This window comes from Streptomyces sp. NBC_01520 (assembly GCF_045040375.1).
GTDB lineage: Bacteria > Actinomycetota > Actinomycetes > Streptomycetales > Streptomycetaceae > Streptomyces.
On sequence record NZ_CP109404.1, the window covers coordinates 7,252,474 to 7,277,740 of the forward strand.

The following is a 25,267-nucleotide window of genomic DNA, read 5'->3' on the forward strand; positions in this document are numbered from 1 at the left end:
CTCATCGGCCCCTGTCGGTCGGGTCCACGGTCAGGACGGACGTGCTCATCGGGCGGCTCACTTCAGCTCGTACGCGGCCATCGCGGCCCGTACACCTGGGGAGAAGAGCTCCGGGCCCAGCGCGTCGGAGTGCGCCAGGCCCTCGGGCGAGAGCCGGAGCAGTCCGGGGGCCGCGGACACGTCCAGCCAGCCGCGCCCGGCGAAGAGGTCCAGCTCCGAGGCGAAGTCGGCCCGGGGATCCGACCCGAACCGCTCGCGGTAGTCCTCGGGCCGCAGGCCCTCGGCCTGGAGCAGCGACTGCAGCAGATGGCGCCTGCGCGCCTCGTCGCCGTCGACGTACCTGCCGACCTCGGCGCGCGAGAAGTCCTCGGTGGCCATGAACCCGTCGATGATGCCCCTGATCTCCCGCATCTCCACCGCGTAGTCGAAGGAGTAGTGCAGCGAGGAGGTGTACGAGCGCGCGCCGCAGCCGAGCCCGATCATGCCGTCGGTCTGGCAGGCGTAGTCGTCGGGACCCGCGTGCGGGGCGCCGGCGCGGCGGAACATCCGCATCGACACCTGCTCGTACCCCTGGTCCAGCAGATGGTCCCGGCCCGCGCGGTAGAGGCGCAGCCGCTGTTCGTCCCAGGCCGCGTCCTGTTGACGGGCCGAGCCGGTCGAGGTGCCCTGGCGGCCGAGGCCGGTCAGCGGGCGCACGTACAGCGGGTAGAGGTACAGCTCCTCCGGACGCCAGGACAGGGCAGCGTCCAGGGAGGTGCGCCAGGTCTCCTCCGTCTGACCGTCGATGCCGTAGATCAGGTCGATGTTGAGGACCGGGATGCGGGCGTCACGGATCCGGCCGAGGGCCGCCTCGACCTCGGACCGGTGCTGCGGGCGGACAGCCGCCCGGGCCTCGGCGTCGACGAAACTCTGCACACCGATGCTGATCCGGGTGGTGCCCCGGTCGGCGAGCACGGCCAGCCGGTCCGCCGTCGCGGTCGACGGGGAGGTCTCCACCGACAGGGGTACGGACCGCAGATCGGCACCCATCCGCTTCTCCGCGATGTCGCAGAGCCGCTCCAGCTCACCGGCGGTCAGGAACGTGGGGGTGCCGCCACCGAAGGCGGCGGCCGCGAACCGCACCGGCCCGTCGTCACCCAGCGCGTCCCGCACGGCGGACGCCTGCCGGTCCAGCGCGTCGAGATAGCGCGTGGTCAGCTCGTCGGGTGCGCCGATCCGGGTGAACAGGTTGCAGAATCCGCAGCGGACCTCGCAGAACGGTATGTGGAGGTAGAGGGAGAGCGCGTCCTTGCGCTCCCCGGCCCACAGGTCGCCCAGCAGGGGCCGGCCGGTGGTGCGGCCGTCGAGCGGGCGGTACGCCGTCTTGTGCGGGTAGGCGTAGACATAGCTCTGGTAGGGCCTGGTGGTGCCGGTCATCGAGATGCCCCCTGATCGAGGAAGAAGTGGGCGTACGGCACGGTCCAGACCGCTTCGTGGCCGAGCCGGTGGCCGGTGTACCCGTCGTCGCCGTAGGCCGTGCCGTGGTCGGAGCAGACGATGGCGAAACACCTGCGCCGGCTGCTCGCCGCGGCGAAGAGACGCCCGATGTGCCGGTCCACGTACTCCAGGGCGGCGGCGTGGGTCTCCCGGGAGTCGCCCGCCTCCGCTGTGGCGCCGGGCAGGTGGAACCAGTTGGGCTGGTGCAGGGCCGACACGTTGACGAAGAGGAACAGCCGCTGGTCCCCGGGCAGTTCCGCGACGACCTGTTCGGCGCGGGTCACCTGTGCCTCGAAGGACGTCGGCGAGGCGACGCCGAATTCCGGCTCCCAGTGGCTCTCCTGGAACATTCCGGGCAGCACCGAGCCGAGCGGGGGGCGGCGGTTGAAGAAGCCGACGCCGCCGACACACACCGTGCGATAGCCCACCCCGGCGAGGCCGGAGAGCAGATCGGGGGTGTCATGGACGAAAGTGCCGTCCGCGGTGGACTCACTGCCCGCGAAGCGTGCCGCGAACAGTCGCGGGTGCGGGCCGGGCGCTGCGGGCGTCGGCAGGAATCCGGCGAAGATCGCCTGGTGGGAGGCGTAGGTGAAGCTGCCCGGCGCATGTCTCTTCTCCCAGGCACCGCCCGGCAGATGCCGGGCCAGATTCGGCAGGCGCCCGGCATCCGCCAGCTCCACGGCGACGTCGTACCGCAGTGTGTCCAGGGTGACGAGCAGCAGGTCGTGACTGCCCACGACCTTGTTCATGTCGGGTTTCCGGGTGTCCGTGGTGTCCGCGACGCCGGACGGGAAGTCAGGGGGCTGTGACGGCACGGTCGTTCCTGGCACTGTCGTTCCTTGCACGTTCGTTCCTCGGCCGTTCCTCGTTGTTCCTCAGCACGGCGGCCACCTGGGCCGCATACGTGTCCAGACCTTCCGCACCGCTCTCCGGCAGCCCCGTGAGCCGCGGCAGGAGGTCACCGAAGGCATTGACCTCCCCGACGGCGAAGCGCCGCCAGCCGGTGGCGGGCAGCAGGTCGACACCCACGCACAGCGTGTCCGGGAAGCAGGCCGCGGCCCGCTCGCACACGGCCAGGGCCGCGTCCCAGCTGCCGCCCGCCGCCTCGACGGCCGACCGCACCTCGTCCAGGTCGCCGCGGGCCCCGCCCAGATGCAGATTGGTCATGGGGGACCGGCTGGTCCGCACGACGGCGTGCGTCGCCCGGCCGGCGACCACGACGACCCGGAGGTCGGCCACCCGTCCCCGCTGCGACGCCTTGGGCAGCCACCGCTCGATGTGCAGCCCGTCCGGCGCGAGCGCGTCCACGACCGCCGCCACCTCCTGCTCCGTCGTGCAGCGGCGGACCCGGAGGGAGTTGAAGAGCCGCCCAGCCCCGTCCCGCTCGACGGACGTGGTCGCCCGCACCCGGCCGGGGCCGGCCGTCTCCACGGCCAGCACCCCGGCGGCGGACGAACCGTGCGCGGGCTTCACGAACACCCGCGGCATGCGGTGGCCGGCCATCAGCTCCCGCACGTCCGCCCACCCCCGCACCGGGGCAGCCGAGGGCCCCGACGTGGGCGAGTCCGGCACGGGCACGCCGGCGGCGTCCAGCACACCGTGGCAGAGCCGCTTGTCGAACAGGACGGCGATGTCGTCCGGATCGTTCAGCAGCACCGCCCCGGCCGCCTTCGCCGCCCGCGCCACGTCCCGTACCGCCGAGGTGAAGCGGGCGTACCAGCGGGCCGAACCCTCCACCCTGGTCGGGTCGTCGACCCCGCGCAGCAGCCGTTCGACCTCGGCGTCCTCGCCCGGCGAGTCGATGCGCACCCGCTCGCCCGGCAGGAAGGCCGCCTCGCCCCTCAGCACCTCCAGCCAGGACACCACGCGCGCGTCCGGCAGCCCGGCGGCGCGCACGGCGTCCTGGAAGAGGGCCACCCTGCGGTTGCCGGGATTACCGACGACCGCGAGGCGTGGCAGCACGCTATTCGCTGACCGCGACATAACGGGGCTCGTCGTCCGTAGGATCCCAGTCGTCGGCCTCCTCCAGACCGACCTTGACGCCGGCACGGTCGCACAGATCCTGGATACGCGAGACCAGCGGGCCGGTGAGGTAGTGGTGGTGCAGATCCAGCGAGGTCAGATGGGTGAGCGGCTGACCGTCGAGGAGGGCCTGCGCCCCTTCGTCACCGAGGGTGCCCATCGCGAGCGAGAGCGACTCCAGCTGGGCGACGACCGGGGCGGAGGCGACAGCCGTCGCGATCTCGTCCTGGATATCGCTGTTCTGCAGGCCCAGGTGGCGCAGCCGGGGGAACGCGGCGCCCGACAGCACCGGACGCATGTCGTCGACCGTGGTGTCGCCGCCGTACCAGTCGACACCCAGCCAGAGCTCCAGCCGCTCCAGGGCGGGCAGCTCGGACGCGCCGACCGCACGCACGACATGGCCCGGCAGGCCGCCGGACTCGAAGCGCAGCGACTTCAGGCTCCCATGCCGCACCGGCCGCAACCGCAGCTTCTCCTCCTCGGAGCCGGAGTCGCCGCAGCCACGCACCGTCAGCTCCTCCAGGAGGGGGAAGGCGTCGATCAGCGGAGTGATGTCGCACATCTCCAGCCAGGACACCTCGCACTCCTCGCCCACCACATCGGCGAGGAACAGCGCGCGGAGGGCCGGGAACCGGTGGGCGTCCGCGACGATCCGCTCCACCACGGGGGCGAACGGGGTGTAGTCCTCCTGCCACCAGGGGCCGATCATCAGGGCCCGGACCCGGGTGGGGTCGACCGAGCCGAGGAAGTGCTGCCAGAGCTCCGGGAACGTCAGTTCCTTCCAGCCGCACTCCAGCCGCCAGGCCACGGAGTCCGCCGCGGGCAGGCCTCCCGGCACCGGATCCTCGCCGGGCACGGGCAGCGTGAGGACCGTCAGGCCGTGGAAGGCGTCGGGGTGTTCGATCGTCATCGTGCCGTCACTCCGCAACCGTGGTGTAGCGGCCGGCGGCGCCGCGGTCGCCCCACGGCTCGCACCGCTCGGACAGGTCGACCCGCACACCGTGCGGCTCCAGGGCCTCGGTGATCCTGCGTTCCATCGGCTCGGTGAGGAAGTGATGATGCAGATCGAGCGTGGTGAGATGGGTGAGCGGCTGGCCTTCGAGCAGTGCGGCCGCCCCCTCGTCCCCGAGAGTGCCGCAGGACAGGTCAAGCGTGCGGAGCCGGGCGACCACGGGGGCCGAGGCGACCGCGGCCGCGATCTCGTTCTCGATCTCGCTGTTGCGCAGGCCCAGGTGGTGCAGCCGCGGGAACCGGGTGCCGGAGAGCAGCGGCGCGAGGGCCGGGAGACCCGTGTCGCCGCCGTACGCCGAGACGCCCAGCCAGAGATCGAGGACCTCCAGCGCGGGCAGCTCACTGTCCAGCACACCGCGCACCACCTCGGCGGGCAGGCCGCCCGTCTCGATGGTGAGCGCCCGCAGGGAATCGTGCTTGACCGGCGGAAACACCAGCTCGCTGCCGCCGCGCACACCGAGACCCTCAAGGTCGGGGAACGCGGTCAGGAGTGCCGTGACGTCGGACTGCTGGATCCAGGAGATCTCGGCCTCCTCCATCTCCAGGTCCCCGACGAAGACCGCGCGCAGCGACGTCAGTCTGTCGGCCGCGGCGATGACGAGACCGATGGGGTACGACGACGTCTCCTCGTACGTCTCTCCCCACTGCCCGATGATCAGAGCCTGGACGCCGGCCGGGTCGACGGCTTCGAGGAACGACGTGAACTCCTGCTCCCACGTCCGGTCCTCCGTGTCCGGGTCGAACGGATCGACGCTGACGCGCCAGGCCACGGCATCGGCCGCCGGACGGGCGGCCCCACCGGTCTCGGGCTGGAAATCGACGGCCGGAAGGCCGAGCAACTCGTGCAGGTGGTCCACACCGGACATGGCACTGAGCTCCTGATACTGAGGACGATTGTTGTTTCCGCAAGGTGTATCAAGCCCCACTGACAACGGTCGGACCGGGCCCGTCCCGCGGCCCGTTGTCAGACCCCCGCCGTAGCGTTTCGTTCGTGGCCGGCACAGCGGGTGCCGCTACCGAGGGGAGACGTCTGTGTACCGGCAGGGCGATGTACTGATCGTGGCGCTGGACGAGTCGGAGGTGCCCGCGCACTTCCTCGACGCATCGGGTGAACTGCGGGACGGGCGGGGGCGGCTGGTGCTCGCCCTGGGGGAGGTCACCGGACACGCCCACGCGGTCCAGGGGCCGGGCAGGCTGATGCGGGAGGCCGGACCGTTCGGCCCGATGCTGCTCCATCTCCCCGACGGCGGACGGGTGGTGCACGAGGAGCACGCGACGATAGCCCTGCCCAAGGGCTGGTTCCGCGTGGTGCGCCAGCGGGAGTACGCGCCGGGCGCCGTCCGCATGGTCGCCGACTGACCTTCGCGGCGCCGGATGTGACGGGGTGGCTGATGTGACGGCGCGCCAGGTGTGACGGCGTGACGGGTGCGGTGAGCGGGATCGCCGCGGTGAACGAGATCGACGTGATGGACGCGGTGATGCGCGGCCGACAGGCAGACCAGGACAGGGGACGGGAAATCCGATGCAGTACGTGAACGCATGGCGGGCCGTGGCGGCGGCGACGGGCGAGGCGGACCGGGGCGCCGCCGAGGACGGGGTGCGGCTCGCCTACCGCAGCGCGGGGCTCGCCGAGCCGGAGCGCATCATCTGGGCGGACTCGCCACGGGCGGCGGTCGAGGCGGTGGAGAAGCTCACGGACGCGGGGCGCTCGGTGCGTGAGGAGGTCCGCACCCGCCCCTGGGCGGAGGAACGCCGGCGGATGTACGACGAGTTGGGCCCGGCGGGCTGGTCCGCCCTGTGGTCCGCCACCGGGGCACAGCTGTGGGAGACCACGGCCGCGCTGGCCGAGCGGATACGCACGGGGGTCGTCGCGGAGCTCGCCCCGCGGCCCGAGGACGAGTCCGCCGTGCGCCTGCTCCTGCTCGACGCCGTCCTCGGTCAGCACGACGCGGCCTGGCTCGCGGCCTTCGACGGCCGGGGCGACCGGCTGACAGGGCTGGCCGAGGTCGCCAGGAACGCCGCCTGGTGGTGGCCCTACGAGCGGGCCGTCGTGATCAGTGAACGGCCTGTGGCACTCCACCGCGACGAGGCGGGACGGCTCGACCGGGGCGACGGGCCCGCGCTCGCCTACCGTGACGGCTTCGCGCTGTACGCCTGGCGCGGCATGCCCGTGCCCGCCGAATTCCTCGACGGGCTGGCGACCCTGACCCCCGGCCGGATACGGGCCGAGGAGAACGCGGAGCTGCGCCGCGTGATGCTGGAGTACTACGGATACGACCGCTATCTCACCGAGTCGGGCGCCGAGCCCGTGCACCGCGACGAGACCGGCATCCTCTGGCGGATCGCGATGGACGGCGACGAGGACGTCGTGATGGTCGAAGTCGTCAACTCGACCCCGGAGCCGGACGGGACCAGCCGCACGTACTGGCTGCGGGTGCCGCCCCGGACCAGGACGGCCAAGGAGGGGGTCGCCTGGACCTTCGGCCTCGAAGGGGCGGCCTACGCCCCGGTGCGCCAGACCTGAGCGGGCTGCTGCGGCGGCCCGCAACCGTTCCCAAGGCTTCGCGGCTTCTGCGGCTGACCGGCTACGGCTGAACCGGTCAGGCCGTCAGTACCGCGTGCTCGATGCCGAGTTCGCGGGCGAGCGCCTCCTCGGTCCACTGCAGCATCGTGGCCCGGGAGAGCGGACCCGCGTACGACGTCATCTGGACGGCCAGGCCGTCCAGGAGCGCGGTCAGCCGCCAGGCCACGGACATCGGGTCGTCGCAGTGGAACTCACCGGCGGCGGCACCCTCCTCGATCACCTCGGCCAGCTCCGCCTTCCACTGCTGGTCGAGATCGCCGGCCACCTCGCGCAGCGCGGGGTCGCGCAGGGAGGCGGCCCAGCCCTCGATCCACAGGCGCCAGCCCTTGGCCTGGCCCGTCGGCGCGTACCAGCGGACGGCCGCCCGCAGTCGTCGCACCGCGCTGGTGCGGCGGGTCAACAGCCTGCGCAGATGGGCCAGATCGGCTTCCGCCGCGTACGCGAAAGCGGCCGCCACCAGTTTCTCCTTGGTGGAGAAGTGGTAGAGCACCAGTGCGTTGCTCACGCCGAGGACGGAGGCGACGTCGGCGATCCGTACCGCGGAGACGCCCCGGACCTCGATCTGTTCGACCGCAGCGCGGAGGAGCTCCTCACGCCGCTCCGCCACACTCAGCCGCACCCTTGCCACGCAATCACCCTAACCAATGCCCCGAACCGGCGCCGGGCCGCCCGCACCCCCGGCCTACCGGTACCAGCCGAACCGTTCGGCCATGACCGGCAGCCGGTCCGCGACGATCGCGTGCGCGGCCGCCCGCGGCGTGCAACCGTCCGCCTCCGCCCGGGCCAGCATCCGGTCGATCAGCGCGCGCATCGCGTGGCGGGTGTGGGCGAAAGCCTCCTCCGCGTCCGCTCCGATGTCCCCGAACAGGGTCCACCACCACCAGGCGTTCGTACCGGAGTTGACGACCACGTCGGGCAGCACCGTGATCCCGCGCTCCCGGAGCAGCGCCTCCGCCTCCTGCAGCACCGGCATGTTCGCCGCCTCGACCACCCAACGTGCCCTGACCGAGGCCTGGTTCACCGCATCGATGGCGTATGAGACGGCCGCCGGGACGAGCACCTCCGCGTCCGCCGCCAGCCAGGCGCCGGCGGGCAGCTCGCGGTCCCCGTCCCGCAGCGCGCCGCGGTCCACCGTCCCGTACGCGTCGCGTGCGGCGAGCAGAGCCTCGACGTCCAGGCCCGCCGGGTTGGCGATCGTCCCCTTGACGTCGGCGACCGCGACGACCGTGAGGCCGGCCCGGGACAGGAAGCGCGCCGTCGCGCCTCCCATGGTGCCCAGTCCCTGCACGGACACCCGGGCGTCGCCGTACGCGAATCCCGCACGGTCCAGCGCGGCGAGCGCGGATTCCGCGACCCCGCACCCCCCGACCAGCTCGTCCAGCCCGATCCCGTCCACCGTGACGGCGAAAGCGTCCGCGAGCCGTCGTCGGGCCGCCGCCTCGTCGTCCAGCAGCGGATAGACCGCCTGGATCGTGGAGACCAGCCCCGCCTCGGCGGCCGCCCGGTCGACGAGGTCCTGGGTCAGCCCGAGATCCTCGCCGGTCGTCCAGACGCTCTCGACGTACGGACGCATCGCCCGCAGGTAGCGGACCAGCACCCCGTACGCCCCGGGGGCGCGCGGATCGAAGTCGATGCCGCCCTTCGCGCCGCCCAGCGGGATGTAGCGCGCCCCGGAGTCCTCCGCGTCGAAATGCAGGGCCTCCTTCATGGTCATGCCACGAGCCAGGCCCGCCACCTCGTCGAGCGTGCACCCCTGTCGCATCCGCAGCCCGCCGCTGGACACGCCGCGCACGAGCCGGTCCACGACCAGGAACCCGCGGGTGCCGGTGATGTGGTCCGTCCAGGTCAGGGAGATGTGGGGGGCGGGGGGCGGGGGCGTCATCACGCGGCTCCTCGATCGGTACTACTGAACAGACAGTCAGTATCAGGACTGGGTCGCACGCCCGTCAAAGGGCTTTCCGCCAGGTGGGTGGTCGGAGGACAGGGCATCCGAGGTGTCACGTACGGTCATGGAGCGCTCCTCGGTGCCGCCGCGGCCCGGCGGCCTTATCCGTGCCGACGTACGGAACCCCGCCGGATGTGACATCAACGGGTGCCGGATGCGGAATCCTGCGGTGCGTACGGACGTTGGATTCGGCATGACGGACATCGAACGCGGGCGCGACGCACTGCTCCGACTCCTCGGCGAGCACGACGGCGGGGTGCTCGTCACCCTCAAGCGCGACGGCAGGCCCCAGCTGTCCAACGTGAACCACGCGTACTACCCCGAAGAAGGGGTGATCAGGGTCTCCGTCACCGAGGGCCGGGCCAAGACGCGTAATCTCCGCCGCGACCCACGGGCGAGCTACCACGTGACCAGCGACGACCGGTGGGCCTGGACCGTCGTCGACGCCACGGCCGAGCTGACCCCGCCCGCCGCCGAGCGCGACGACGCGACCGTGGAGCAGCTGATCACGCTCTATCGGGACGTCCAGGGCGAGCACCCCGACTGGGACGACTACCGGCGGGCGATGGTCGAGGACCGCAGGGCCGTCCTGACCCTGCGGATCGGGCACGTGTACGGGCAGCCGCGTGCCTGACACGGTTCCGGCCGGTGCGGGGAGCGGTCGGTGTTGCTCCGTTCACCACCGAGCTCTCGCCCCCTCGTACCTCCCGACCATAATGAGACGACACCGACTCCCTCAGGAGATGTTGTGACCGGCGCAGACAAGCAGCCTTCCCTCCGTACGAGACTCCGCTCGCTGCGCCCCGACGCCTTCGGCGCGGATCCGGCCGGGGCACGTATGGAACGCATCCGCCGTTCGCCGAATTTCGCCGACGGGGTGTTCCAGAACCCGGAGGGGGCACGGACCAGGCCGTCCGGTTCCATGCTGGAATTCGCCAAGGTGTACTTCCACAAGGAGCAGCGGGCCCGTAGGTCGCCGACCGGTACGGTGCCCGTCCACGCCACCACCGTGGCCGACCTCTCCCGCCCGCCCGCGACGGGCCTGCGGCTGACCTGGATGGGCCACTCCAGCGTGCTCGCCGAGATCGACGGCAGGCGGGTGCTCTTCGACCCCGTCTGGGGCGAGCGCTGCTCGCCCTTCGTCTTCGCCGGACCCAAGCGGCTGCACCCCGTGCCGCTGCCCCTGGCCGCGCTCGGAGCCGTCGACGTGATCGTGATCTCGCACGACCACTACGACCACCTCGACCTGCAGACCATCAAGGCCCTGGCCGGGACGGACACGGTCTTCGCCGTGCCGCTCGGGGTCGGAGCCCATCTGGAGCGATGGGGGGTGCCCCTCGACCGGATCCATGAGCTCGACTGGAACGAGAGCGTACGGATCGCCGGGATCAGCCTCACCGCCACCCCCGCGCGGCATTTCTGCGGTCGCGGCCTGCGTAACCAGCAGCACACGCTCTGGGCGTCATGGGTGGTCTCGGGCCCCGAGCACCGCATCTACCACAGCGGCGACACCGGCTATTTCTCCGGCTTCAAGGACATCGGCGCCGAGCACGGCCCCTTCGACGCGACCATGATCCAGGTCGGCGCCTATTCGGAGTACTGGCCGGACATCCACATGACGCCCGCCGAGGGCGTCCGGGCGCACCTCGACCTGCAGGGGAACCGGCCGCACGGCGTGCTGATGCCGATCCACTGGGGCACCTTCAACCTTGCCCCGCACGCGTGGTCGGAGCCGGGGGAGTGGATGAACGATGCCGCCGAGGAGGTGGGGCAGCCGGTGGCGTTCCCCCGGCCGGGTGAGCCGTTCGAGCCGGCGGGGAAGGTTCCCTCGGAGCCTTGGTGGCGAGCTGTGTCGGAGCCCGTCGCGCACCCGTGGCGTCACTCCGAGGTGGCGGACGCGGCACCGGTGCAGCGGGAGGAAGTCGACCTCGCGGGCGAGCGGTGACGATGGCGGTGGCGTTGGCGGGCCGGGGGACGGCGTCCAGGGCCTGAACGTAGCGGGTGATCCGCCGATCGGGCCGGTGGGGTCTCCCGCAGGGCGCCCTCTCGCTGGACATGACCGGCTACGCGGTCGGTGAAGCCGGCCTTCCCGGTACGGTCGTTCCATCCCTGATCTTGCGTGGGTATCCCCGGCTTCAGCCGGGGAGGGAAACGCATCCTTGGCACGGAGGCGTGAAGCGCCGGAGTTCTGTGCGCCTCCGTGTTGACGGTCAGACAGGACGCTGCTGGCCCTCGATGTACTGCCGGATGGTGCTGAGCGGCGCTCCGCCGCAGGATCCGGCGAAGTAGGAGCGGGACCAGAAGACGGAGCCCATGCCGATCTGGTTGATCCGGCCGGTGTACTCCGCCCGCAGGTAGCGCGAGCTGACTCCCTTGAGCGAGTTGATCAGCTTCGACAAGGCGATCCAAAACCAGCGTGAAGTACGGTGTGCAGTCAGCGCAGCTCAAGGACATCCGGGCGTTCGACCCGGAGCGTCAGGGCCGGTGGTCGTTCTCCTCGCAGCAGGCCACGCTGCGCCGCCTGGACAAGGCGTTCGCCGCGTTCTTCCGCATCCTCGCCGCCGACGGGGCCGCCGGGTACTGGGTGATGACCTCGGCCCTGCTCGCCCTGGGCGCCTGTCACGTGGTCACCGCCTGGGGACTGCGCCACGCCGCGCCCTTCGGACGGATGGTGCTGGCGGGTGGCGGACTCTCGGCGATGCCGATTCCTGACCGCGGGTGTCCTCCGCTTCAGTCCGGCCGGACGGCGGCCTCGCGCAGCCGGTCGAGGAGCGCGTCCAGGGACGACAGGGCCGGCTCGTCGAAGCCGGCGAACACCTCGCGCAGGTTGGCGGTGTGAACGGCCACCGCCCGGTCCAGGATCTCCCGCCCCCGGTCGGTGATGACCGCGTGAGCCACGCGCCGGTCGGTGGGGCACGGGCGGCGCTCGACGTAGCCGGCGGCTCGTATGCGGTCGATCAGCCGGGTGATGCCGCCGGTGGTGAGGGCGATGTCCTCGGCCAGGGCGCCCATGGTCAGCCGGCCCCCTTCGGACCGGGCGAGGCGGACCAGCACCTCGAACCAGACGTGCGGCAGCCCGGTCTCGGTCTGCAGGGCCGCGCCGAGCCGCCGCTCCAGCTTGCCGGCCGCCTCCAGGAGGCGGCCGAACGTCGTTATCAGCGGGTCGTCGATGGGAGAGGAGGAGGGCATGACCTCATGATAAACCTAAAAGTCTGATGGATCAGATAATTTTGGTACGGTTGAAGTATCTGACACGTCAACTGTCGAGGTGGAAGTCATGCGCATCGCGATCATCGGAGCCGGAAACGTCGGATCCGCCCTGAGTGCCGCCGCCGTCCGCTCGGGGCACACCGTGTCCATCAGCGCGACCAGTCCCGAAAAGGCGTCGGAAGTCGCCGCGGCGACCGGCGCGCAGGCGGCGCGGGACAACGCCGGTGCCGTCGCCGACGCGAAGGTCGTGGTCCTGGCGGTACCGGGCGGCGTCGTCGGTGCCCTGGCGGAGGGGCTGGCGCCCACGCTGGCCGGCAAGATCGTCGTCGACGCCACCAACCCGCTGAACACCACCTACACCGACCTCGACATCGAAGAGACGGCCGCGGTGCAGAGCCTGCAGCGCAGCCTCCCCGGCGTACCCGTGGTCAAGGCCTTCAACACGATCTTCGCCGGCCGTCTCGGCACCCCGGTCGAAGGGGGCCGGCCTCTCACCGGCTTCTACGCGGGTGACGACGCCGAGGCCAAGAAGGTCGTCGCCGAGCTCCTCGCGTCCCTCGGTTTCCAGCCGGTCGATGCCGGTGGCCTGCGCATGGCCAGGGCACTGGAGGAGATGGCCTTCCTCAACATCTCGCTCAACGCCGGCAACGGCTGGGCCTGGCAGACGGGCTGGGCGCTGCTCGGCCCGACCTCCTGAAAGAAGCGGAACCATGAACAGCACCCTCCCGATATCCGTCCCGGGCTTCACCGCAGGAGGGGCCGCGTGAGCACCTTCGAAGCCCCCGTCGTGGCGACCTGTGGAGACACGGAAGGTCCGCTGGTCGTGCTGCTGCACGGTCGCGGTTCGAACGAGGGCGAGATCATCGGGCTGGCGGACGCCCTGCCCGGCTCGCTCTTCTACGCGGCAGTACGGGCGCCGATCGCCGAGAACGGCGGGTTCGCCTGGTTCGCCAACCGGGGAATCGGGCGTCCGGTTCCGGAGTCGCTCCGGGCCACCATGGACTGGTTCACGCGATGGCTGGACGAGGTGGCTCCGCCCGGCCGCCCGGTGTTCCTCGTCGGATTCAGTGGCGGAGCCGCCTTCGCCGGCGGTCTGCTGCTCGACGATCCCGCGCGGTACGCGGGCGCCGCCATCCTCTACGGAACCCTGCCGTTCGAGGCCGGGGTGCCGGCCGACGCCGCGCGGCTGGCCGGGGTGCCGGTCTTCGTCGCTCACGGCGAACACGACCGCGTCATCCCCCGTGAGCTGCTCGACAGGACCTGGCGCTACCTGACCGACGAGTCGGGGGCATCCACCGACGCGCGTCTCGACCCGGTCGGCCACGGCATCGCCCCCGACGCGCTCACGGCTCTCGCGGCCTGGCTCGACGGATGACCTGGGCGACCGGGCGGGTCCCGTAGCGGGCGCGTAGTCGTCGCCGCTGTTGCCGCGACCCGCGCGTGTGGGCCGTGATCCGCCTGACGCGCGGGTCGCCGCGACCCCGCCAGGGCGACGGACGGCCGTGCGCCGGAGGTCACCGAGGCCCAGGTGGGCATCTCGGTGACCTCCGGCACGGTGACCTCCGGCACGGAGTCCTCCGGCACGGAGCCGATGTCCATGGCGTGTACGGGCTCAGCGCACGGTCACCTCGTGCTCGGTCTCCTGCGCGGTCCCGGCCTCGGGCGCCGGACGCGGCGGGAGCTTCGCCCCCTCGATGTCGACGTCCGGGGTGATGCGGTCGAGCCATGCCGGCAGGCCCCAGGCGCGCCGTCCGAGCAGAGCCATGGCCGCGGGGACGAGCGTCATGCGGACGACGAAGGCATCGACGAGGACGCCGAAGGACAGGGCGAAGCCGATCGATTTGATGATGGGGTCGTGGTTGAAGACGAAGCCTCCGAAGACCGCGACCATGATCAGGGCCGCCGCGCTGACGACGCGCCCGCTGCGGGCCATGCCGTGGGTGATCGCCTCGCTCGCGTTCCCGGTGTGCTCGAAGTGTTCGCGCATCCTGCTGACGAGGAAGACCTCGTAGTCCATGGCGAGTCCGAAGAGGACTCCGATCAGCAGGACGGGCAGGAACGCCGTGACCGGGCCCGCCGACGGGATGCCGAGGACGCCGTTGAGGTGGCCGTTCTGGAAGACCCATACCGTGACGCCGAGGCCGGCGGCGATGGAGAGCAGGAATCCGAGGACGGCCTTCAGCGGGACGAGCAGGGACCGGAAGGCGACGGTCAGCAGGATCATTGCCAGGAGGACGATCACACCGATGAACAGCGGTAGCGCGTCGGAGAGCTTGCCCGAGATGTCGATGGCGGCGGCGGTGGCCCCCGCGATGTAGAGGGTGCCGCCCGCCTCGTCGATGCTCGGGGCCTGTTCCCGCAGCCGGTGGACCAGGTCGGTGGTGGCCTGGTCGTCGGGTCCTGTGGTGGGCACCAGTGCGATGACACTGAGCGTCGAGTCGGCATTGGTGGCCGGTGCGGCGACAGCTGCCACGCCGGGGTCGTCGGCCAGGGTCGAGTGGAGGCCGCTGACGACGCCCGCACGGTCGGCGGCCGGGGTGCCGCCGGTGTCTACGACGGCGACGAGGGCGGCGTTGAATCCGGGGCCGAAGCCCTCGGTCAGCAGGTGGTAACTCTTGTGCTGGGTGCTTTCGGTGGGCTGCGAGGCGTTGCTCGGCAGCCCCAGCCTCAGGTCCCGGGCGGGCAGTGCGAGGGCCAGCAGGCCGATGACGCCCACGAGGAGAACGATCAGGGGCTTGCGGGTGACGAATCGGCCCCAGGCCAGGCCCCACGTGCCGGGGGTGCGCTCCTTGCGCCCGGGGCGCGGGGACCGTCGGCGGGGGCGGAGCCGCTCGCCGAGCAGGCCGAGCGCGGCCGGTACGAGGCTGACGGCGATGAGTACGGCGACGAGTACGGTCGCGGCGGCGGCGAGGCCCATCACGGTGAGGAACGGGATGCCGGTGACTGCGAGGGCGGCGAGCGCGATGACGACGGTGGCACCGGCGAAGACCACGGCGCTGCCGGCGGTCGCGACGGCCCGGGCGATGGAGTCCTCGACGTCCGTGTCCGGGTCGGCGAGCTGTTCGCGGTGGCGGGCGATGATGAACAGGGCGTAGTCGATGCCCACCGCGAGGCCGATCATCAGGGCGAGCACGGTGGCGGTGCTGGTCATCTCGGTGAAGCGGGAGACGAACTGGACACCCAGGACGCCGATGGCCACACCGACCGCGGCGGTCAGCAATGGGAGGCCGGCCGCGACCAGCGAGCCGAGTGCGAGGGCGAGGATGACGAAGGCCAGTGCGACGCCGATGATCTCGGCAGGCCCGCCGACCTCGGTCAGCGGCTGCATGACCGAACCGCCGAGTTCGACCTGGAGGCCCGCCTTCTCCACCGGGGTCACGGCGCGGGACAGGGCGTCCTTGGACTCCTGCGGCACACTGGCCGCCTGCTCGCCGAAGGTGACGTCCGCGTAGCCGATCCGCACGTCAGGGGAAACTGTTCTGTTCGTGAACGGGTCCGCGACGTTCACGACGCCAGGCACCTGTGCGGCCTTCTTCAGGCCGGCCTCGATCGCTTCCTTCACGTCGGGCTCGGTGAGCGTACTGCCTTCGGGCGCCGCGAAGACGATGCGCGCCGTGCCGCCCGCAGCCGCCGGGAACTTCTCCTTCAGCAGGTCCTGCGCGTGCTGCGATTCGATTCCCGGCACCGAGAACTCGGTGGTCACCTTGCCGTGGAGGGCGATCCCGAGCCCCCCGACGACTCCGAGCAGTACCAACCAGACAGCGATGACCCGGCCACGGCGGCGGACCGCCCATCGCCCCCAGGTGTACAGGCGTGACGCCATGTCCGTCTCCCTCTCCTTGCCGCGTTCAAGCAGGCCGCGACGTTCGCGCGGGCCGCGCTGCCCGTGCGTGGCCGTCACGGCCAGTTGGTTACACCGTAAGGCATTTTTGCAGTGGGCTGTAAACTTGCCATCGCTGGTAAAGTGGTGGTCATGATGAGTGACGGTCTGCGAGAACGCTCCAAGGCCCGCCGAAGGGAGGCGATCCTCCGGTCGGCGTACGAACTGTTCGCCGACCGCGGCTTCGAGGCGACGACGATCGCCGACATCGCGGCCGCCGCGGACGTGTCGCCGCGTACGGTCACGCTGTACTTCCCGTCGAAGCTGGAGCTGGCGACGTCCCGCTTCGACGAGTTCGCGAACGGGCTGGGGGAGGTGCTGCGCGACAGGCCGCAGGGGCAGACGACCCTGGACGCGCTGCAGCACTGGCTGCGGGACAAGGTGGCCGAGCGCAGCGACGTGGACGCCCTCTACGACCGGATGCTGGACCTCAACCCGCAGATCAGGGCAGTCACCAGTGCCTCTCTCGCGGAGGCCATCCAGGAGGGCGCCCGTATCCTCGCGGAGGAGCGGGGAGAGGCCCCGGACGGATTCGTCCCCCGCATGGTGGCGGTCGCGGCGGCGGCCGTCGTCAGCGAGGTCTGCCACGGCATGCGTGAGGAAGACATCGACACGGCCATGGCCTTCCTGCGCGCCGGGATCGACGCCATCCCGTAGACCGGGGGAGGCGGGCGGACGACCCCGGCGGGCAGGACGCCGGCCGGCCTGCATTGACTCGGGTCGCCCGCAGCACCGAGCCGGTGCGTCGGGTCGCCCGCAGCACCGAGTCGCGGCGGCGGTCGGGATGGGGTTGACCTTGACCCTGCGTCAGGGTTGGAGGCTTGTCGCATGACGGACGACATCACTTCCCCGGCCCGACCCGCTCCACCGGTCGGAGGGTTCCAGGAGATCGACGGCCGCCGTGTCTTCACGCACCGGTCGGGCAGCGGCGGACCCGCAGTCGTGTTCCTGTCGGGTGCCGGCGCGGTCGGCCTGGACTACTTCGGTGTCCAGCAAGGGGTTTCGCAGTTCACCACCGTCGTGGTGTACGACCGCGGCGGCACGGGATACAGCGACCCCCTCCCACTGCCGCGTACCGCCACGGCGGTCGCCACGGAACTGCGCGGGCTGCTGCGCGCCCAGGACATCGACGGCCCGTACGTACTCGCGCCGCACTCCCTCGGCGGCCTCTACGCGCACCGGTTCGCGCAGCTGTACCCGCAGGACGTGGCCGGACTGGTCTGGCTGGACGCCCTCCACCGCGACTGGGACGACTTCATGCCTCCCGAGGCGGGTCTGGCCGTGACCGAGAGGACTGCCCCCGGCCCGGAACAGCTGAAACGGCGGCGCCCGGCCCTGCGCGCGATGCGCGACGAACTGCTCGCGCACTATCCGGAGTCCGTGCGGAAACCGCTGATCGACGCCCATGAGAGCGACGCGTGGATCCACTTCGGAATCGCCGAGCGTGGCATGCTCGCCGCCCTCGCCGCCGAGCTGCGCGACGGACCGGACCTTCCCGATGTTCCGGTGGTCGCTCTCACCGTGCTCGGCACCGACTCCGCCCAGCAGGCGCGGACGCCGGAGCGGACGTTGCGGGAGATGCGTGACGGCAGGAGGAGGATGGACGCGGCGGTGGCCGGCTCGGTCTCGTACGGGGAGCAACGCGTCCTCACCGACACCCTCCACCACAGGCTCTGCTTCGACCGCCCCGATGCGGTGGTCCGAGCGGTCCGCGACGTGGTCGACCGGGCCGCTCGCCCCAGGATCTCCTAGGATCGGCCGTTCACGATGTACGAGGAGCCGAGGGGGACGGTGCTCACGATCAGTCAACTCGCGGCGACCGCCGACGTGACCGTGCGCACCGTTCGCCACTACCACCACGTCGGCCTGCTGCCCGAGCCCGAGCGTGACGCGTCCGGCTACCGCCGCTACAGCGCGCAGGCGGCGGTGGACCTCATCCGGATCAGGACGCTTGCCGACGCGGGTGTCCCGCTGGCCCGTATCGACGCGCTGCTGCATGCACAGCCCGCCGAGTTCGCCTCGGCCGTCACCGACATCGACGCCGAACTCCGGCGCAAGATCGACCAGTTGAGCGACTACCGCCGCCGGATCGCCGAACTGACGGGCGGCGAAAGGCTGGTCCTGCCCCTGGGTGTGGTCGCGATCCTGGACCGGATGCGCGGTCTCGGCATCAGCGAACGGAGGGTGCGACTCGAGCGGGACTCATGGATCCTGATGCGGGCGCTCGAACCGGGTGCCGTGGCACAGCGGATCCGGGACAAGAACGCCGCCCTCGACGACCCGGAGACGACGCGTCTGATCCTCGCCTGTGACCGGTCCGTCGACTGGGATCCGCAGGATCCACGCCTGGACCGGCTCATCGACGAACTGGACGCCTGGGAGATCGCGTACGAACGGGACGGCAGCCCGCCGAAGTACCAGAAGCTGGTGATCTCCAACATCTCCGAGGTGTCACCGGCATGGCAACGCGTCCTCGACGTGCTCACCCACCGTGCCCAGTTGCGCCGGACCGCCCGGCGCGGCAGCTGAAACCCTCCCGCGCGGGGGTGGGACGGGCTGCGGCACACCGCGACCGCGAAGCCGCCGGGTCCGCCCCCGCCTCGGCGTGAGCGGACCCGATCCGGCCGGTACGCTGCCGGGGTGAAGCAGCACTCCCTGCCGGACGAGCGGCGGCCCGCGAACGACGGGCCGAAGGCTGCCGCACGTAATCGGGCGGCTCTGGTCAGCGCCGCGCGGGAGATCTACGCGACGGACGGCCTGGACGCGCCGCTCTCCGCGATCGCGCGTCGGGCCGGGGTCGGGCAGGGGGTTCTGTACCGGCACTTCCCCGACCGGGTCGCGGTGGCGACCGCGGTCCTGGAGGAGAACGTACGGCAGGTCGAGCAGGCGGCAGCGGCCGAGGACACGACGTTCGCCGGTGTTCTCGGCGTGATGACCTGGCACCTCACGGAGTCCGCGGCCTTCATCGGGCTCCTGCACGCCGACAGGGCGGGCGGCCGCTCCGACATCGGCGCGTACGCCCTGGCCCTGTCCGGGCGGGTCGAACGAGGCCTGCGGGGACGGCTGCCGGACGGCCATCGGCTGGCCGCGGCGGACGACCTGATGCTCGCGGTCGCCATGGTCTCCGGCGCCGTCACCGGCCCCACCCGTGACGAGCGGGAACGCCGGGCGCTGGCCGCCTGGCGGCTGCTCGGCGTCGCGGTGGGACCGGTGCGCCCCTTCGACGGGTGAGACACGGACCGGTACCGGGCTCGTGACGGGTGAATGCAGGCCGGTGAGGCTGAGTGTGGGCCGGTGCGGTCCTTCGGCGGGTGGTTACGGACCTGTGCGGGGGTGCGACGCGTGAGTACCGGTGCGGTCCTCCGACGGCGGGTGAGGACCGGTGCCTGCCCTCGACGAGGTGAGTACGGGCCGCCGGGGTCATCCGGCAGGTGGGTGCGCCCCCGTGTCAGCCGCCGTTGGACTGCCGGATGCCTTCCGCCAGCGCGTCGAAGGTGTACAGGTAGCCTCCGGCGGGCCCGCTGACGGTCATGTACGCCTTCGTCCTGCCGGGCGTGATTGCCACGTTCGTGGCCGATTCGAGCCCCTGGACGTGGGCGGGTACCTCCACCGTCGCCAGGCGTTCACCGTGCTTGTCGTACACGACCATCGCGGCCCGGCCGTGCAGTGCCTGGTAGAGGTTGCCGTCCGCGTCCACGGCGATCGAGTCGGTCTGGGCGATCCCGCCGTCGACGCGGATCGCGGTGTGGCGGGAAGTCACCCCTCCCTCGGCGTCGAGGCGGAGGTAGGAGATCCGGTTCTCCGTGAGCTCGCTGAACCACAGCCCGCGGTAGTCCGCGTCGAACGAGATCCCGTTCGTGGCGGCCAGGTCCCCGGCCAGGACCGTGGCCTTCCGGCCGTCGCGGTCGATGCGTACCACCCGCCCGTGCGCCGCGCCCTCGGACAGCCCGCGTGAGTCGCTGATGTACAGGTTGCCGGCCTGGTCGAAGGCGATGTCGTCGGGATTCATCGCCGCTCCGTCGACCTTGCCGGAGAAGAAGGTCCGCGGATCGCCGCCGTCCGGGGCCAGGCTCACGACCTCGCCGTGGGCGTAGTCGGTCAGGTAGAGCCGGCCGTCGTAGGGGCTGAACTGCGCCGAGGTGTACGCGCCCCGGCTGTCGGTGTGGACCGGGCGCGAGGTCCTCTTCCCGACGTCGACGCGCATCACCTTGGGCTTTCCCGGCGGTGCGGTGACGTCGACGACGTACAGGGCGCCGTCCTCGCCGAAGGCCGGGCCCTCCAGCAGGGTCATTCCGGTCTCCGTGTGCACCTGCGTCAGCTGCATGACCTTGTGCGGGCGGATGGTCCCGACGTCGCCGGTGGAGGCCGTCCGGTCGCGGGGGGCGCCCGTTTCCGTACCGCATCCGGTGAGGGTCAGCGTGCCGATCGCGGTGAGCACGGCAGTGGTTCGGATCGGGAGTCGTCGTCGCATGGGGGAACACTCTCCATGTCCGTCTGCGCGGATGTCGTTGGGTCGTCGTTGGTCAGGAGTGGTGGGGGGACGGCGTTCGCCGGCGGACGCGGACGGACGTGCTGTGGCCGAAACTCGCGGTACCACCACGCCTCAACCGGACAGTGCTGTCCGGTAGTTGCTACCGTAACGGACGGCCGCTCAGTCCGGGGCGGCTGGACAGGCAGGATCGAGGTCCCCCCACATGACCACCCCGCAGGCGCCGGCCCCCGGCGAGCTCACCGCACTGAGGCAGCGCTACCGCCTCGAACGAGAGAGGCGCGTACGGCCCGACGGTGCGAGCCAGTACCGCGACACCGAAGCGGAGTTCGGCTACTACGCCGCCGATCCGTACGCGGGGGAGCCGACTGCGCGTGATCCGCTGCACGACACCGTCGACGTCGCCGTGATCGGTGGCGGATTCGGCGGCATCCTCGCCGGGGCGCGGATGCGGCAGCAGGGCGTGCGGCGCGTCCGGACGGTCGAGAAGGGTGGCGACTTCGGGGGCACCTGGTACTGGAACCGGTACCCCGGCATCCACTGCGACATCGAGTCCCACGTGTACCTGCCGATGCTCGACGAGACCGGATACGTGCCGGAGTGGAAGTACGCACCCGGCGAGGAGATCCGGCGTCACGCGATGCGGATCGCGCGGAAGTTCGACCTCTACTCGGACGCCCTGTTCTCCACCGCCGTCACGTCGTTGACCTGGGACGACGAGTCCGAGACGTGGATCGTGGCCACCGACCGCGGCGACGCGTTCCGGGCCACGTACGTCGTCACCGCCACCGGTACCCTGTCCGAGCCGAAACTCCCCGGGATACCCGGCGTCGAGGACTTCACGGGCCACACCTTCCACACGTCGCGATGGGACTACGCCTACACCGGCGGCACGCCGGACGGCGGTATGACCGGCCTCTCGCGGAAGCGGGTGGGCATTGTCGGCACCGGAGCCACCGGCATCCAGGCCATCCCGATGCTGGCCGAGGACGCCGGACACGTCTACGTGTTCCAGCGGACCCCCTCGACCGTGGACGTGCGCGCCAACCGCCGTACCACCGCCGGGGACGTCGGTGCGGACCGCGACGGCTGGGCACGCGAGCGGCGGGAGAACTACCTCCGCATCGTCTCCGGCGAGACGGTCGAGCAGGACCTCGTGGCGGACCGCTGGACCATGTCGGCGGGCCTCCTGGAGAAGCTCCTGCCGAGCTTCCGCAGGCAGGGCGACCGGGAGGCCTTCGAGGTGGCCTACGAGGCCGCCGACGCCGCCAAGATGAACGAGCTCCGCGCCCGGATCGAGCGGACCGTCACCGACGAAGCCACGGCGGAACAGCTCAAACCCTGGTACAGGTACGCCTGCAAGCGCCCCACCTTCTCCGACAAGTACTACCCGGCGTTCAACCGCGCCAACGTCACCCTGGTCGACACCGCGGACACCCACGGCATCGAGCGCATCACCGAACGCGGGGTCGTGGTCGGCGACACCACCTACGAACTCGACTGTCTGATCTTCGCCACGGGATTCTCCGTCGGGACCTCCGGCGTCCTCTCCGGCAAGCTCCCCGTCCACGGCCGGGCCGGCACCCAACTGCTGCACGCGTGGGCGCAGCGGGGACCGCGCTCCCTGCACGGCTTCACCTGCAACGGCTTCCCGAACCTCATCCAGATGGGATCGCTGCAGAACGCCAGCAGTGTCAACTACACGCACATCCTGGACGAGCAGGCGGTCCACGGTGCGGCCCTCGTGGCAGCCGCCGAGGCCGAGGACGCACTCGTCGAACCGTCCCGCGAGGCAGAGGACGCCTGGATCGCCGTCCTGGCCGATGGCGCGCCGGACCACGAGTGGTTCCACGCCGAGTGCACCCCCGGCTACTACAACCGGGAGGGGCGAGGCCGGCCGAACGGCCCCATCGCCTACCCCCACGGCGCGTTCGCCTTCCACGAACTCCTCCGGCGATGGCGCGAGGACTCCATGAGAGGGATCCTCCGCACCAGGACCGCCGCTCGCACTCCGGCGCACTGACGCCGCGGTAGGCATGGCGGAGCCCACTCGGCGGGCGGCGACCTCGGGGCGCCCGTCCGCCCGGCCTGGTGGGGCCGGGGCCGGCCCATCCGTTCCGAACGGTGGTCAGGACGTCGGGGTCACCGGGTGGGCCGGGGCGGGGTCACCGGCGGCCGTGAACGGTGCGGTCAGCACGCGGTAGTGCTCCTCCGCGAGCGTCGCGCGGGTACGGACGGCCCTCGCCGCGATGTTGCACGCGGCCTTGGCGTCGGAGTGCAGGCCCTCACGGAAGGCATCGAGCGCACCCGCTCGCGGAAGCAACGCCGAGGCGACCGCGCGGTTGAGCTCGGAGAACTCCGATGCGGAGAGCTTGAGCGCGAGGGCCGCCTCCCGGCCGCCGCCCGGGTACAGCAGCAGAGAGTGTTCGAACACCTCGGCGAGTACGTCGGGCGGCAGTTTCCCGACGGCCGCGACGAACCGCTCGGTGGGAGCGTCCAGCACCAGAGCCTCGTGTATCGGTCGGGAATCAGGCAGCGTACCGGCCCGGACTGACAATGCCGGTCGCCGCATGCTCCGGCTCGGTACGCTCCGGCTCCGCATGTTCCCGCTCGGTACCCTCCCGCTCGGCCCCTCGCGGGTCCCGAGTGCGGCCCGCCGGACGGGGTATGACCGGAGCGTTCTGAGAGTTCATGAAGTCCTGTTCGGGACATGCCGTGACCTGCGCGCCACTCGCGGATACGCTCCACGGAGCGGGACCCGGAACGGGTCGGCGTTGTGGCGGAGCAGCCCCGGGGTGACCCTCCGCGCTCCCGGCGGACGTCCCCGGCCCCGGCGTCGGCACACACCTTCATCTCGACGGAGCGAACATGCTACGGGTGCACTTCACACCGGAGGACCTGGCGAGGGTTCGGGTGGCCCCCGGGCCGGACTTCCTCTGGGAGATCAGCAACAGTGTGCAGACCCTGCAACGCCGGGACGGCGAAAGGGCGTTCGGCGCCTGGCGGCACCGGGTGCGCCCGCGGCTCTCGGACAGCCGCCGCCTGCTGTCCTGCCTGTTACCACCCCGCGGGTACTCACCGGACTTCCTCACCCCCACCTCCGGGGACCGCACCACGCTCCAGGCGGCTGTCGACACCCTGCTGCGCACCCCGGGCCCCCGGCTGCGGACGGACCTGGCACACCTGGCGTCCTCGCCGCAACCACCCGGCTGGGTAAGCTCGTTGGCGGGCGGAGACCCGGATGCCCTGCGCCGGCTGGGAGATGCCGTCCACACCTACCAGACGGAAGCGCTCGCCCCGTACTGGCAGCGCATCCACGCCCACGTCGACGCCGACCGCGCCGTCCGGCTGCGCAGTCTCCTCGACGGAGGTACGGAGGGGCTGCTGACCGGTCTCGGACCGCAGATCCGCTGGCGGCCACCCGTACTGGAGGTCGCGTACCCCGTCGACCAGCAACTTCACCTGCGTGGACGGGGGATCGTGCTGCAGCCGTCCTTCTTCTGCTGGCCCACGCCGACCACGCTGGCGGACGGTGAACTGCCGCCGGTCCTGGTCTACCCGATCCATCACTCCTCCGACTGGGCGGAACCCGTCCGCCGTACGCGTCCGGAGGAATCCGGCCCCCTGGGCCCGCTGCTCGGGCACACGCGCGCGGGCATCCTGCGGGCGACCCGAACGGGCTGCTCCACCGTCGAGGCCGCCCGCCGCCTGGACGTGACCCACCCGGCGGTCAGCCAGCACGTGAACGTCCTGCGCGCGGCGGGGCTGGTCACCACGGTCCGGAAGTCCGGGCGGTCCTTCCACGTCGCGACAGCGGAAGGGCGGGCCCTGCTGGCCACGGAGGACCGAACCGGTTTGCGGTAGCGGGATCGTGGCGCCCGCGCAGGCGGCATAGCGATCAATGAACGGACGGGATCCGTTGCGCCGATCCCGCGCCGCCCGAGGTGATGCGGATGCGGTCGTGGACGATGGAGCCATGCTGGTCCGTACGGAGAAGGCACCGCAGAGTCCCCGGAGCCCGATGACGGTCCGGGTCCACACGGCGATCGGAGCCGCTGTGGTGCTCTGGTGCGGTGATCCACAGGAGGCGCACGGCACGCACCTGGTCGAATGGACCGTTGACGACGGCATCGTCTGGGGGCTGAACACCCGGCCGGCCGCGTCGGCCGGGTCCGGACTCGGCCAGGAAGGGAACCGGGTGGTCATGCGCGGGCAGCTCCGTCTCGACGAGGCCGGTGCCTGCCTCCGGATGGACAGTTCGAACATCCTGCTCGATGTCGCGTCACCGATTCCGGACGGCGTCGACGGCAGCTGGGTGGAGATCAGGATCCGGACGGACCGTGTCGCCCTCTACCCGTACCAGGTCTGACACCGCAGGAGACCGCAGGAGACCGCAGGGCCTCGGGACCGCAGTACCGCAGGGCCTCGGGGCCTCAGGACACAGCCGCCCACGGCCTGGCGGCAGCGCTCGTACGGCCGCCCCCACCTGGGCAGTTCGCCGCGTGCGACCGCGGAGGTAAGCCTGAACTTTCGTCCCTTGCGCCCGCCGTGGGACAGAAACCAAGCTGGGTCCCCGCCGTCCCACACGGCTGGACGCCTCCCTGAAGCCGTTTCCTCCCGCAAGGCCACCCCCCCCCACCCCCCGAGGAG

At 71.4% G+C, this 25,267-nt stretch carries 24 protein-coding genes and 2 pseudogenes; 14 read left to right on the forward strand and 12 right to left on the reverse strand.

What is annotated here, in order from left to right; all coding sequences use genetic code 11:
• Window positions 1-57: 57 nt before the first annotated feature.
• Genes OG524_RS32735 through OG524_RS32755 form a run of 5 tightly spaced genes read right to left on the reverse strand, consistent with a single transcriptional unit; the run spans window position 58 to window position 5,375 of the window.
• On the reverse strand, window positions 58-1,416 hold the full coding sequence (locus tag OG524_RS32735) for an STM4012 family radical SAM protein (RefSeq protein WP_405812196.1): 1,359 nt from the start codon (window positions 1,414-1,416) through the stop codon (window positions 58-60).
• Complete coding sequence (locus OG524_RS32740) at window positions 1,413-2,225, reverse strand: STM4013/SEN3800 family hydrolase (RefSeq protein ID WP_405393024.1); 813 nt, start codon at window positions 2,223-2,225, stop codon at window positions 1,413-1,415. Before OG524_RS32740 ends, OG524_RS32735 begins: the two co-directional genes overlap by 4 nt.
• 46 nt (window positions 2,226-2,271) lie before the next feature.
• The gene (locus OG524_RS32745) at window positions 2,272-3,459 is read right to left on the reverse strand and encodes an STM4014 family protein (protein ID WP_405812197.1); all 1,188 of its coding nucleotides are present in this window, start codon (window positions 3,457-3,459) and stop codon (window positions 2,272-2,274) included.
• Window positions 3,440-4,408, reverse strand: coding sequence for an STM4015 family protein (locus OG524_RS32750; protein WP_405812198.1), 969 nt, complete (start codon window positions 4,406-4,408; stop codon window positions 3,440-3,442). The genes OG524_RS32745 and OG524_RS32750 overlap by 20 nt, the downstream gene beginning before the upstream one ends.
• Window positions 4,409-4,415: 7 nt before the next feature.
• Window positions 4,416-5,375 carry an STM4015 family protein gene (locus tag OG524_RS32755; protein WP_405386838.1) on the reverse strand — a complete coding sequence of 320 codons (960 nt, stop codon included), beginning with the start codon at window positions 5,373-5,375 and terminating at the stop codon, window positions 4,416-4,418.
• A 166-nt stretch (window positions 5,376-5,541) separates the two neighbouring features.
• Here OG524_RS32755 and OG524_RS32760 point away from each other — a divergent pair, with 166 nt between their 5' ends.
• Window positions 5,542-5,868, forward strand: coding sequence for a hypothetical protein (locus OG524_RS32760; RefSeq protein ID WP_405386837.1), 327 nt, complete (start codon window positions 5,542-5,544; stop codon window positions 5,866-5,868).
• A 163-nt stretch (window positions 5,869-6,031) separates the two neighbouring features.
• Window positions 6,032-7,033 carry a DUF6745 domain-containing protein gene (locus tag OG524_RS32765; protein WP_405812199.1) on the forward strand — a complete coding sequence of 334 codons (1,002 nt, stop codon included), beginning with the start codon at window positions 6,032-6,034 and terminating at the stop codon, window positions 7,031-7,033.
• Window positions 7,034-7,109: 76 nt separating this feature from the next.
• Here OG524_RS32765 and OG524_RS32770 read toward each other — a convergent pair whose 3' ends face one another.
• Window positions 7,110-7,721 carry a TetR/AcrR family transcriptional regulator gene (locus tag OG524_RS32770; protein WP_405386834.1) on the reverse strand — a complete coding sequence of 204 codons (612 nt, stop codon included), beginning with the start codon at window positions 7,719-7,721 and terminating at the stop codon, window positions 7,110-7,112.
• Between the two features lie 54 nt (window positions 7,722-7,775).
• Entirely contained in the window at window positions 7,776-8,975 is a 1,200-nt protein-coding gene (locus OG524_RS32775) for a Glu/Leu/Phe/Val dehydrogenase dimerization domain-containing protein (RefSeq protein WP_405386832.1), read from the reverse strand.
• A gap of 256 nt (window positions 8,976-9,231) precedes the next feature.
• Between OG524_RS32775 and OG524_RS32780 the strand changes: the two genes are divergently transcribed.
• Together OG524_RS32780 and OG524_RS32785 are read left to right on the forward strand one after the other, a co-directional pair.
• Entirely contained in the window at window positions 9,232-9,672 is a 441-nt protein-coding gene (locus tag OG524_RS32780) for a PPOX class F420-dependent oxidoreductase (protein WP_405386830.1), read from the forward strand.
• A 114-nt stretch (window positions 9,673-9,786) separates the two neighbouring features.
• Window positions 9,787-10,983, forward strand: coding sequence for an MBL fold metallo-hydrolase (locus OG524_RS32785; RefSeq protein ID WP_405812200.1), 1,197 nt, complete (start codon window positions 9,787-9,789; stop codon window positions 10,981-10,983).
• A gap of 265 nt (window positions 10,984-11,248) precedes the next feature.
• On the opposite strand, the pseudogene OG524_RS32790 reads toward OG524_RS32785, so the two are convergent.
• Window positions 11,249-11,443, reverse strand: a pseudogene (locus tag OG524_RS32790) (transposase); the annotation flags it as partial.
• Between OG524_RS32790 and OG524_RS32795 the strand changes: the two are divergent.
• A pseudogene (locus OG524_RS32795) lies at window positions 11,443-11,619 on the forward strand (RNA-guided endonuclease TnpB family protein); the annotation flags it as partial. The pseudogenes OG524_RS32790 and OG524_RS32795 sit on opposite strands and share 1 nt — an antisense overlap.
• A 149-nt stretch (window positions 11,620-11,768) precedes the next feature.
• Here OG524_RS32795 and OG524_RS32800 read toward each other — a convergent pair.
• Window positions 11,769-12,227, reverse strand: a complete 459-nt coding sequence (locus OG524_RS32800) for a MarR family winged helix-turn-helix transcriptional regulator (RefSeq protein ID WP_405386826.1) — start codon at window positions 12,225-12,227, stop codon at window positions 11,769-11,771.
• A gap of 79 nt (window positions 12,228-12,306) precedes the next feature.
• On the opposite strand from OG524_RS32800, the gene OG524_RS32805 reads away from it, so the two are divergent.
• Together OG524_RS32805 and OG524_RS32810 are read left to right on the forward strand one after the other, a co-directional pair.
• Window positions 12,307-12,945: an NADPH-dependent F420 reductase gene (locus tag OG524_RS32805; protein ID WP_405812201.1), complete on the forward strand. Its 639-nt coding sequence runs from the start codon at window positions 12,307-12,309 to the stop codon at window positions 12,943-12,945.
• Between the two features lie 66 nt (window positions 12,946-13,011).
• Window positions 13,012-13,623, forward strand: a complete 612-nt coding sequence (locus OG524_RS32810) for an alpha/beta hydrolase (protein WP_405812202.1) — start codon at window positions 13,012-13,014, stop codon at window positions 13,621-13,623.
• A 237-nt stretch (window positions 13,624-13,860) separates the two neighbouring features.
• Here the strand turns inward: OG524_RS32810 and OG524_RS32815 are convergent, their stop codons facing one another.
• Window positions 13,861-16,071 carry an MMPL family transporter gene (locus OG524_RS32815; RefSeq protein WP_405812203.1) on the reverse strand — a complete coding sequence of 737 codons (2,211 nt, stop codon included), beginning with the start codon at window positions 16,069-16,071 and terminating at the stop codon, window positions 13,861-13,863.
• 150 nt (window positions 16,072-16,221) lie between these two features.
• On the opposite strand from OG524_RS32815, the gene OG524_RS32820 reads away from it, so the two are divergent.
• The 4 genes from OG524_RS32820 (at window position 16,222) to OG524_RS32835 (ending at window position 19,359) form a co-directional block, all read left to right on the forward strand.
• On the forward strand, window positions 16,222-16,785 hold the full coding sequence (locus OG524_RS32820; protein ID WP_405812204.1) for a TetR/AcrR family transcriptional regulator: 564 nt from the start codon (window positions 16,222-16,224) through the stop codon (window positions 16,783-16,785).
• A gap of 171 nt (window positions 16,786-16,956) precedes the next feature.
• Window positions 16,957-17,880 carry an alpha/beta fold hydrolase gene (locus OG524_RS32825; protein WP_405812205.1) on the forward strand — a complete coding sequence of 308 codons (924 nt, stop codon included), beginning with the start codon at window positions 16,957-16,959 and terminating at the stop codon, window positions 17,878-17,880.
• A 39-nt stretch (window positions 17,881-17,919) separates the two neighbouring features.
• A complete protein-coding gene (locus OG524_RS32830) occupies window positions 17,920-18,657 on the forward strand; it encodes a MerR family transcriptional regulator (RefSeq protein ID WP_405386815.1) in 738 nt (245 codons plus the stop codon).
• 111 nt (window positions 18,658-18,768) lie between these two features.
• Entirely contained in the window at window positions 18,769-19,359 is a 591-nt protein-coding gene (locus tag OG524_RS32835) for a TetR/AcrR family transcriptional regulator (RefSeq protein ID WP_405812206.1), read from the forward strand.
• Window positions 19,360-19,576: 217 nt separating this feature from the next.
• Here the strand turns inward: OG524_RS32835 and OG524_RS32840 are convergent, their stop codons facing one another.
• Window positions 19,577-20,599: an SMP-30/gluconolactonase/LRE family protein gene (locus tag OG524_RS32840; protein WP_405386811.1), complete on the reverse strand. Its 1,023-nt coding sequence runs from the start codon at window positions 20,597-20,599 to the stop codon at window positions 19,577-19,579.
• A 223-nt stretch (window positions 20,600-20,822) separates the two neighbouring features.
• Between OG524_RS32840 and OG524_RS32845 the strand changes: the two genes are divergently transcribed.
• Window positions 20,823-22,640, forward strand: coding sequence for a flavin-containing monooxygenase (locus OG524_RS32845; RefSeq protein ID WP_405812207.1), 1,818 nt, complete (start codon window positions 20,823-20,825; stop codon window positions 22,638-22,640).
• A 105-nt stretch (window positions 22,641-22,745) separates the two neighbouring features.
• Here OG524_RS32845 and OG524_RS32850 read toward each other — a convergent pair whose 3' ends face one another.
• Window positions 22,746-23,120 carry a hypothetical protein gene (locus tag OG524_RS32850; RefSeq protein ID WP_405386808.1) on the reverse strand — a complete coding sequence of 125 codons (375 nt, stop codon included), beginning with the start codon at window positions 23,118-23,120 and terminating at the stop codon, window positions 22,746-22,748.
• Between the two features lie 365 nt (window positions 23,121-23,485).
• Here OG524_RS32850 and OG524_RS32855 point away from each other — a divergent pair, with 365 nt between their 5' ends.
• Both OG524_RS32855 and OG524_RS32860 read left to right on the forward strand, forming a co-directional pair.
• Complete coding sequence (locus tag OG524_RS32855) at window positions 23,486-24,481, forward strand: ArsR/SmtB family transcription factor (RefSeq protein ID WP_405812208.1); 996 nt, start codon at window positions 23,486-23,488, stop codon at window positions 24,479-24,481.
• Window positions 24,482-24,578: 97 nt separating this feature from the next.
• Window positions 24,579-24,986, forward strand: a complete 408-nt coding sequence (locus tag OG524_RS32860) for a hypothetical protein (protein WP_405386804.1) — start codon at window positions 24,579-24,581, stop codon at window positions 24,984-24,986.
• Window positions 24,987-25,267: the final 281 nt, after the last annotated feature.

Coding starts and splice junctions, on each gene's coding strand:
- OG524_RS32740 (WP_405393024.1), bottom strand. CDS start 2,225: ATGAACAAGGTCGTGGGCAGTCACGACCTGCTGCTCGTCACCCTGGAC.
- OG524_RS32750 (WP_405812198.1), bottom strand. CDS start 4,408: ATGACGATCGAACACCCCGACGCCTTCCACGGCCTGACGGTCCTCACG.
- OG524_RS32800 (WP_405386826.1), bottom strand. CDS start 12,227: ATGCCCTCCTCCTCTCCCATCGACGACCCGCTGATAACGACGTTCGGC.
- OG524_RS32855 (WP_405812208.1), top strand. CDS start 23,486: ATGCTACGGGTGCACTTCACACCGGAGGACCTGGCGAGGGTTCGGGTG.
- OG524_RS32755 (WP_405386838.1), bottom strand. CDS start 5,375: ATGTCCGGTGTGGACCACCTGCACGAGTTGCTCGGCCTTCCGGCCGTC.
- OG524_RS32765 (WP_405812199.1), top strand. CDS start 6,032: ATGCAGTACGTGAACGCATGGCGGGCCGTGGCGGCGGCGACGGGCGAG.
- OG524_RS32735 (WP_405812196.1), bottom strand. CDS start 1,416: ATGACCGGCACCACCAGGCCCTACCAGAGCTATGTCTACGCCTACCCG.
- OG524_RS32825 (WP_405812205.1), top strand. CDS start 16,957: ATGACGGACGACATCACTTCCCCGGCCCGACCCGCTCCACCGGTCGGA.
- OG524_RS32820 (WP_405812204.1), top strand. CDS start 16,222: ATGATGAGTGACGGTCTGCGAGAACGCTCCAAGGCCCGCCGAAGGGAG.
- OG524_RS32745 (WP_405812197.1), bottom strand. CDS start 3,459: ATGTCGCGGTCAGCGAATAGCGTGCTGCCACGCCTCGCGGTCGTCGGT.
- OG524_RS32815 (WP_405812203.1), bottom strand. CDS start 16,071: ATGGCGTCACGCCTGTACACCTGGGGGCGATGGGCGGTCCGCCGCCGT.
- OG524_RS32775 (WP_405386832.1), bottom strand. CDS start 8,975: ATGACGCCCCCGCCCCCCGCCCCCCACATCTCCCTGACCTGGACGGAC.
- OG524_RS32840 (WP_405386811.1), bottom strand. CDS start 20,599: ATGCGACGACGACTCCCGATCCGAACCACTGCCGTGCTCACCGCGATC.
- OG524_RS32845 (WP_405812207.1), top strand. CDS start 20,823: ATGACCACCCCGCAGGCGCCGGCCCCCGGCGAGCTCACCGCACTGAGG.
- OG524_RS32780 (WP_405386830.1), top strand. CDS start 9,232: ATGACGGACATCGAACGCGGGCGCGACGCACTGCTCCGACTCCTCGGC.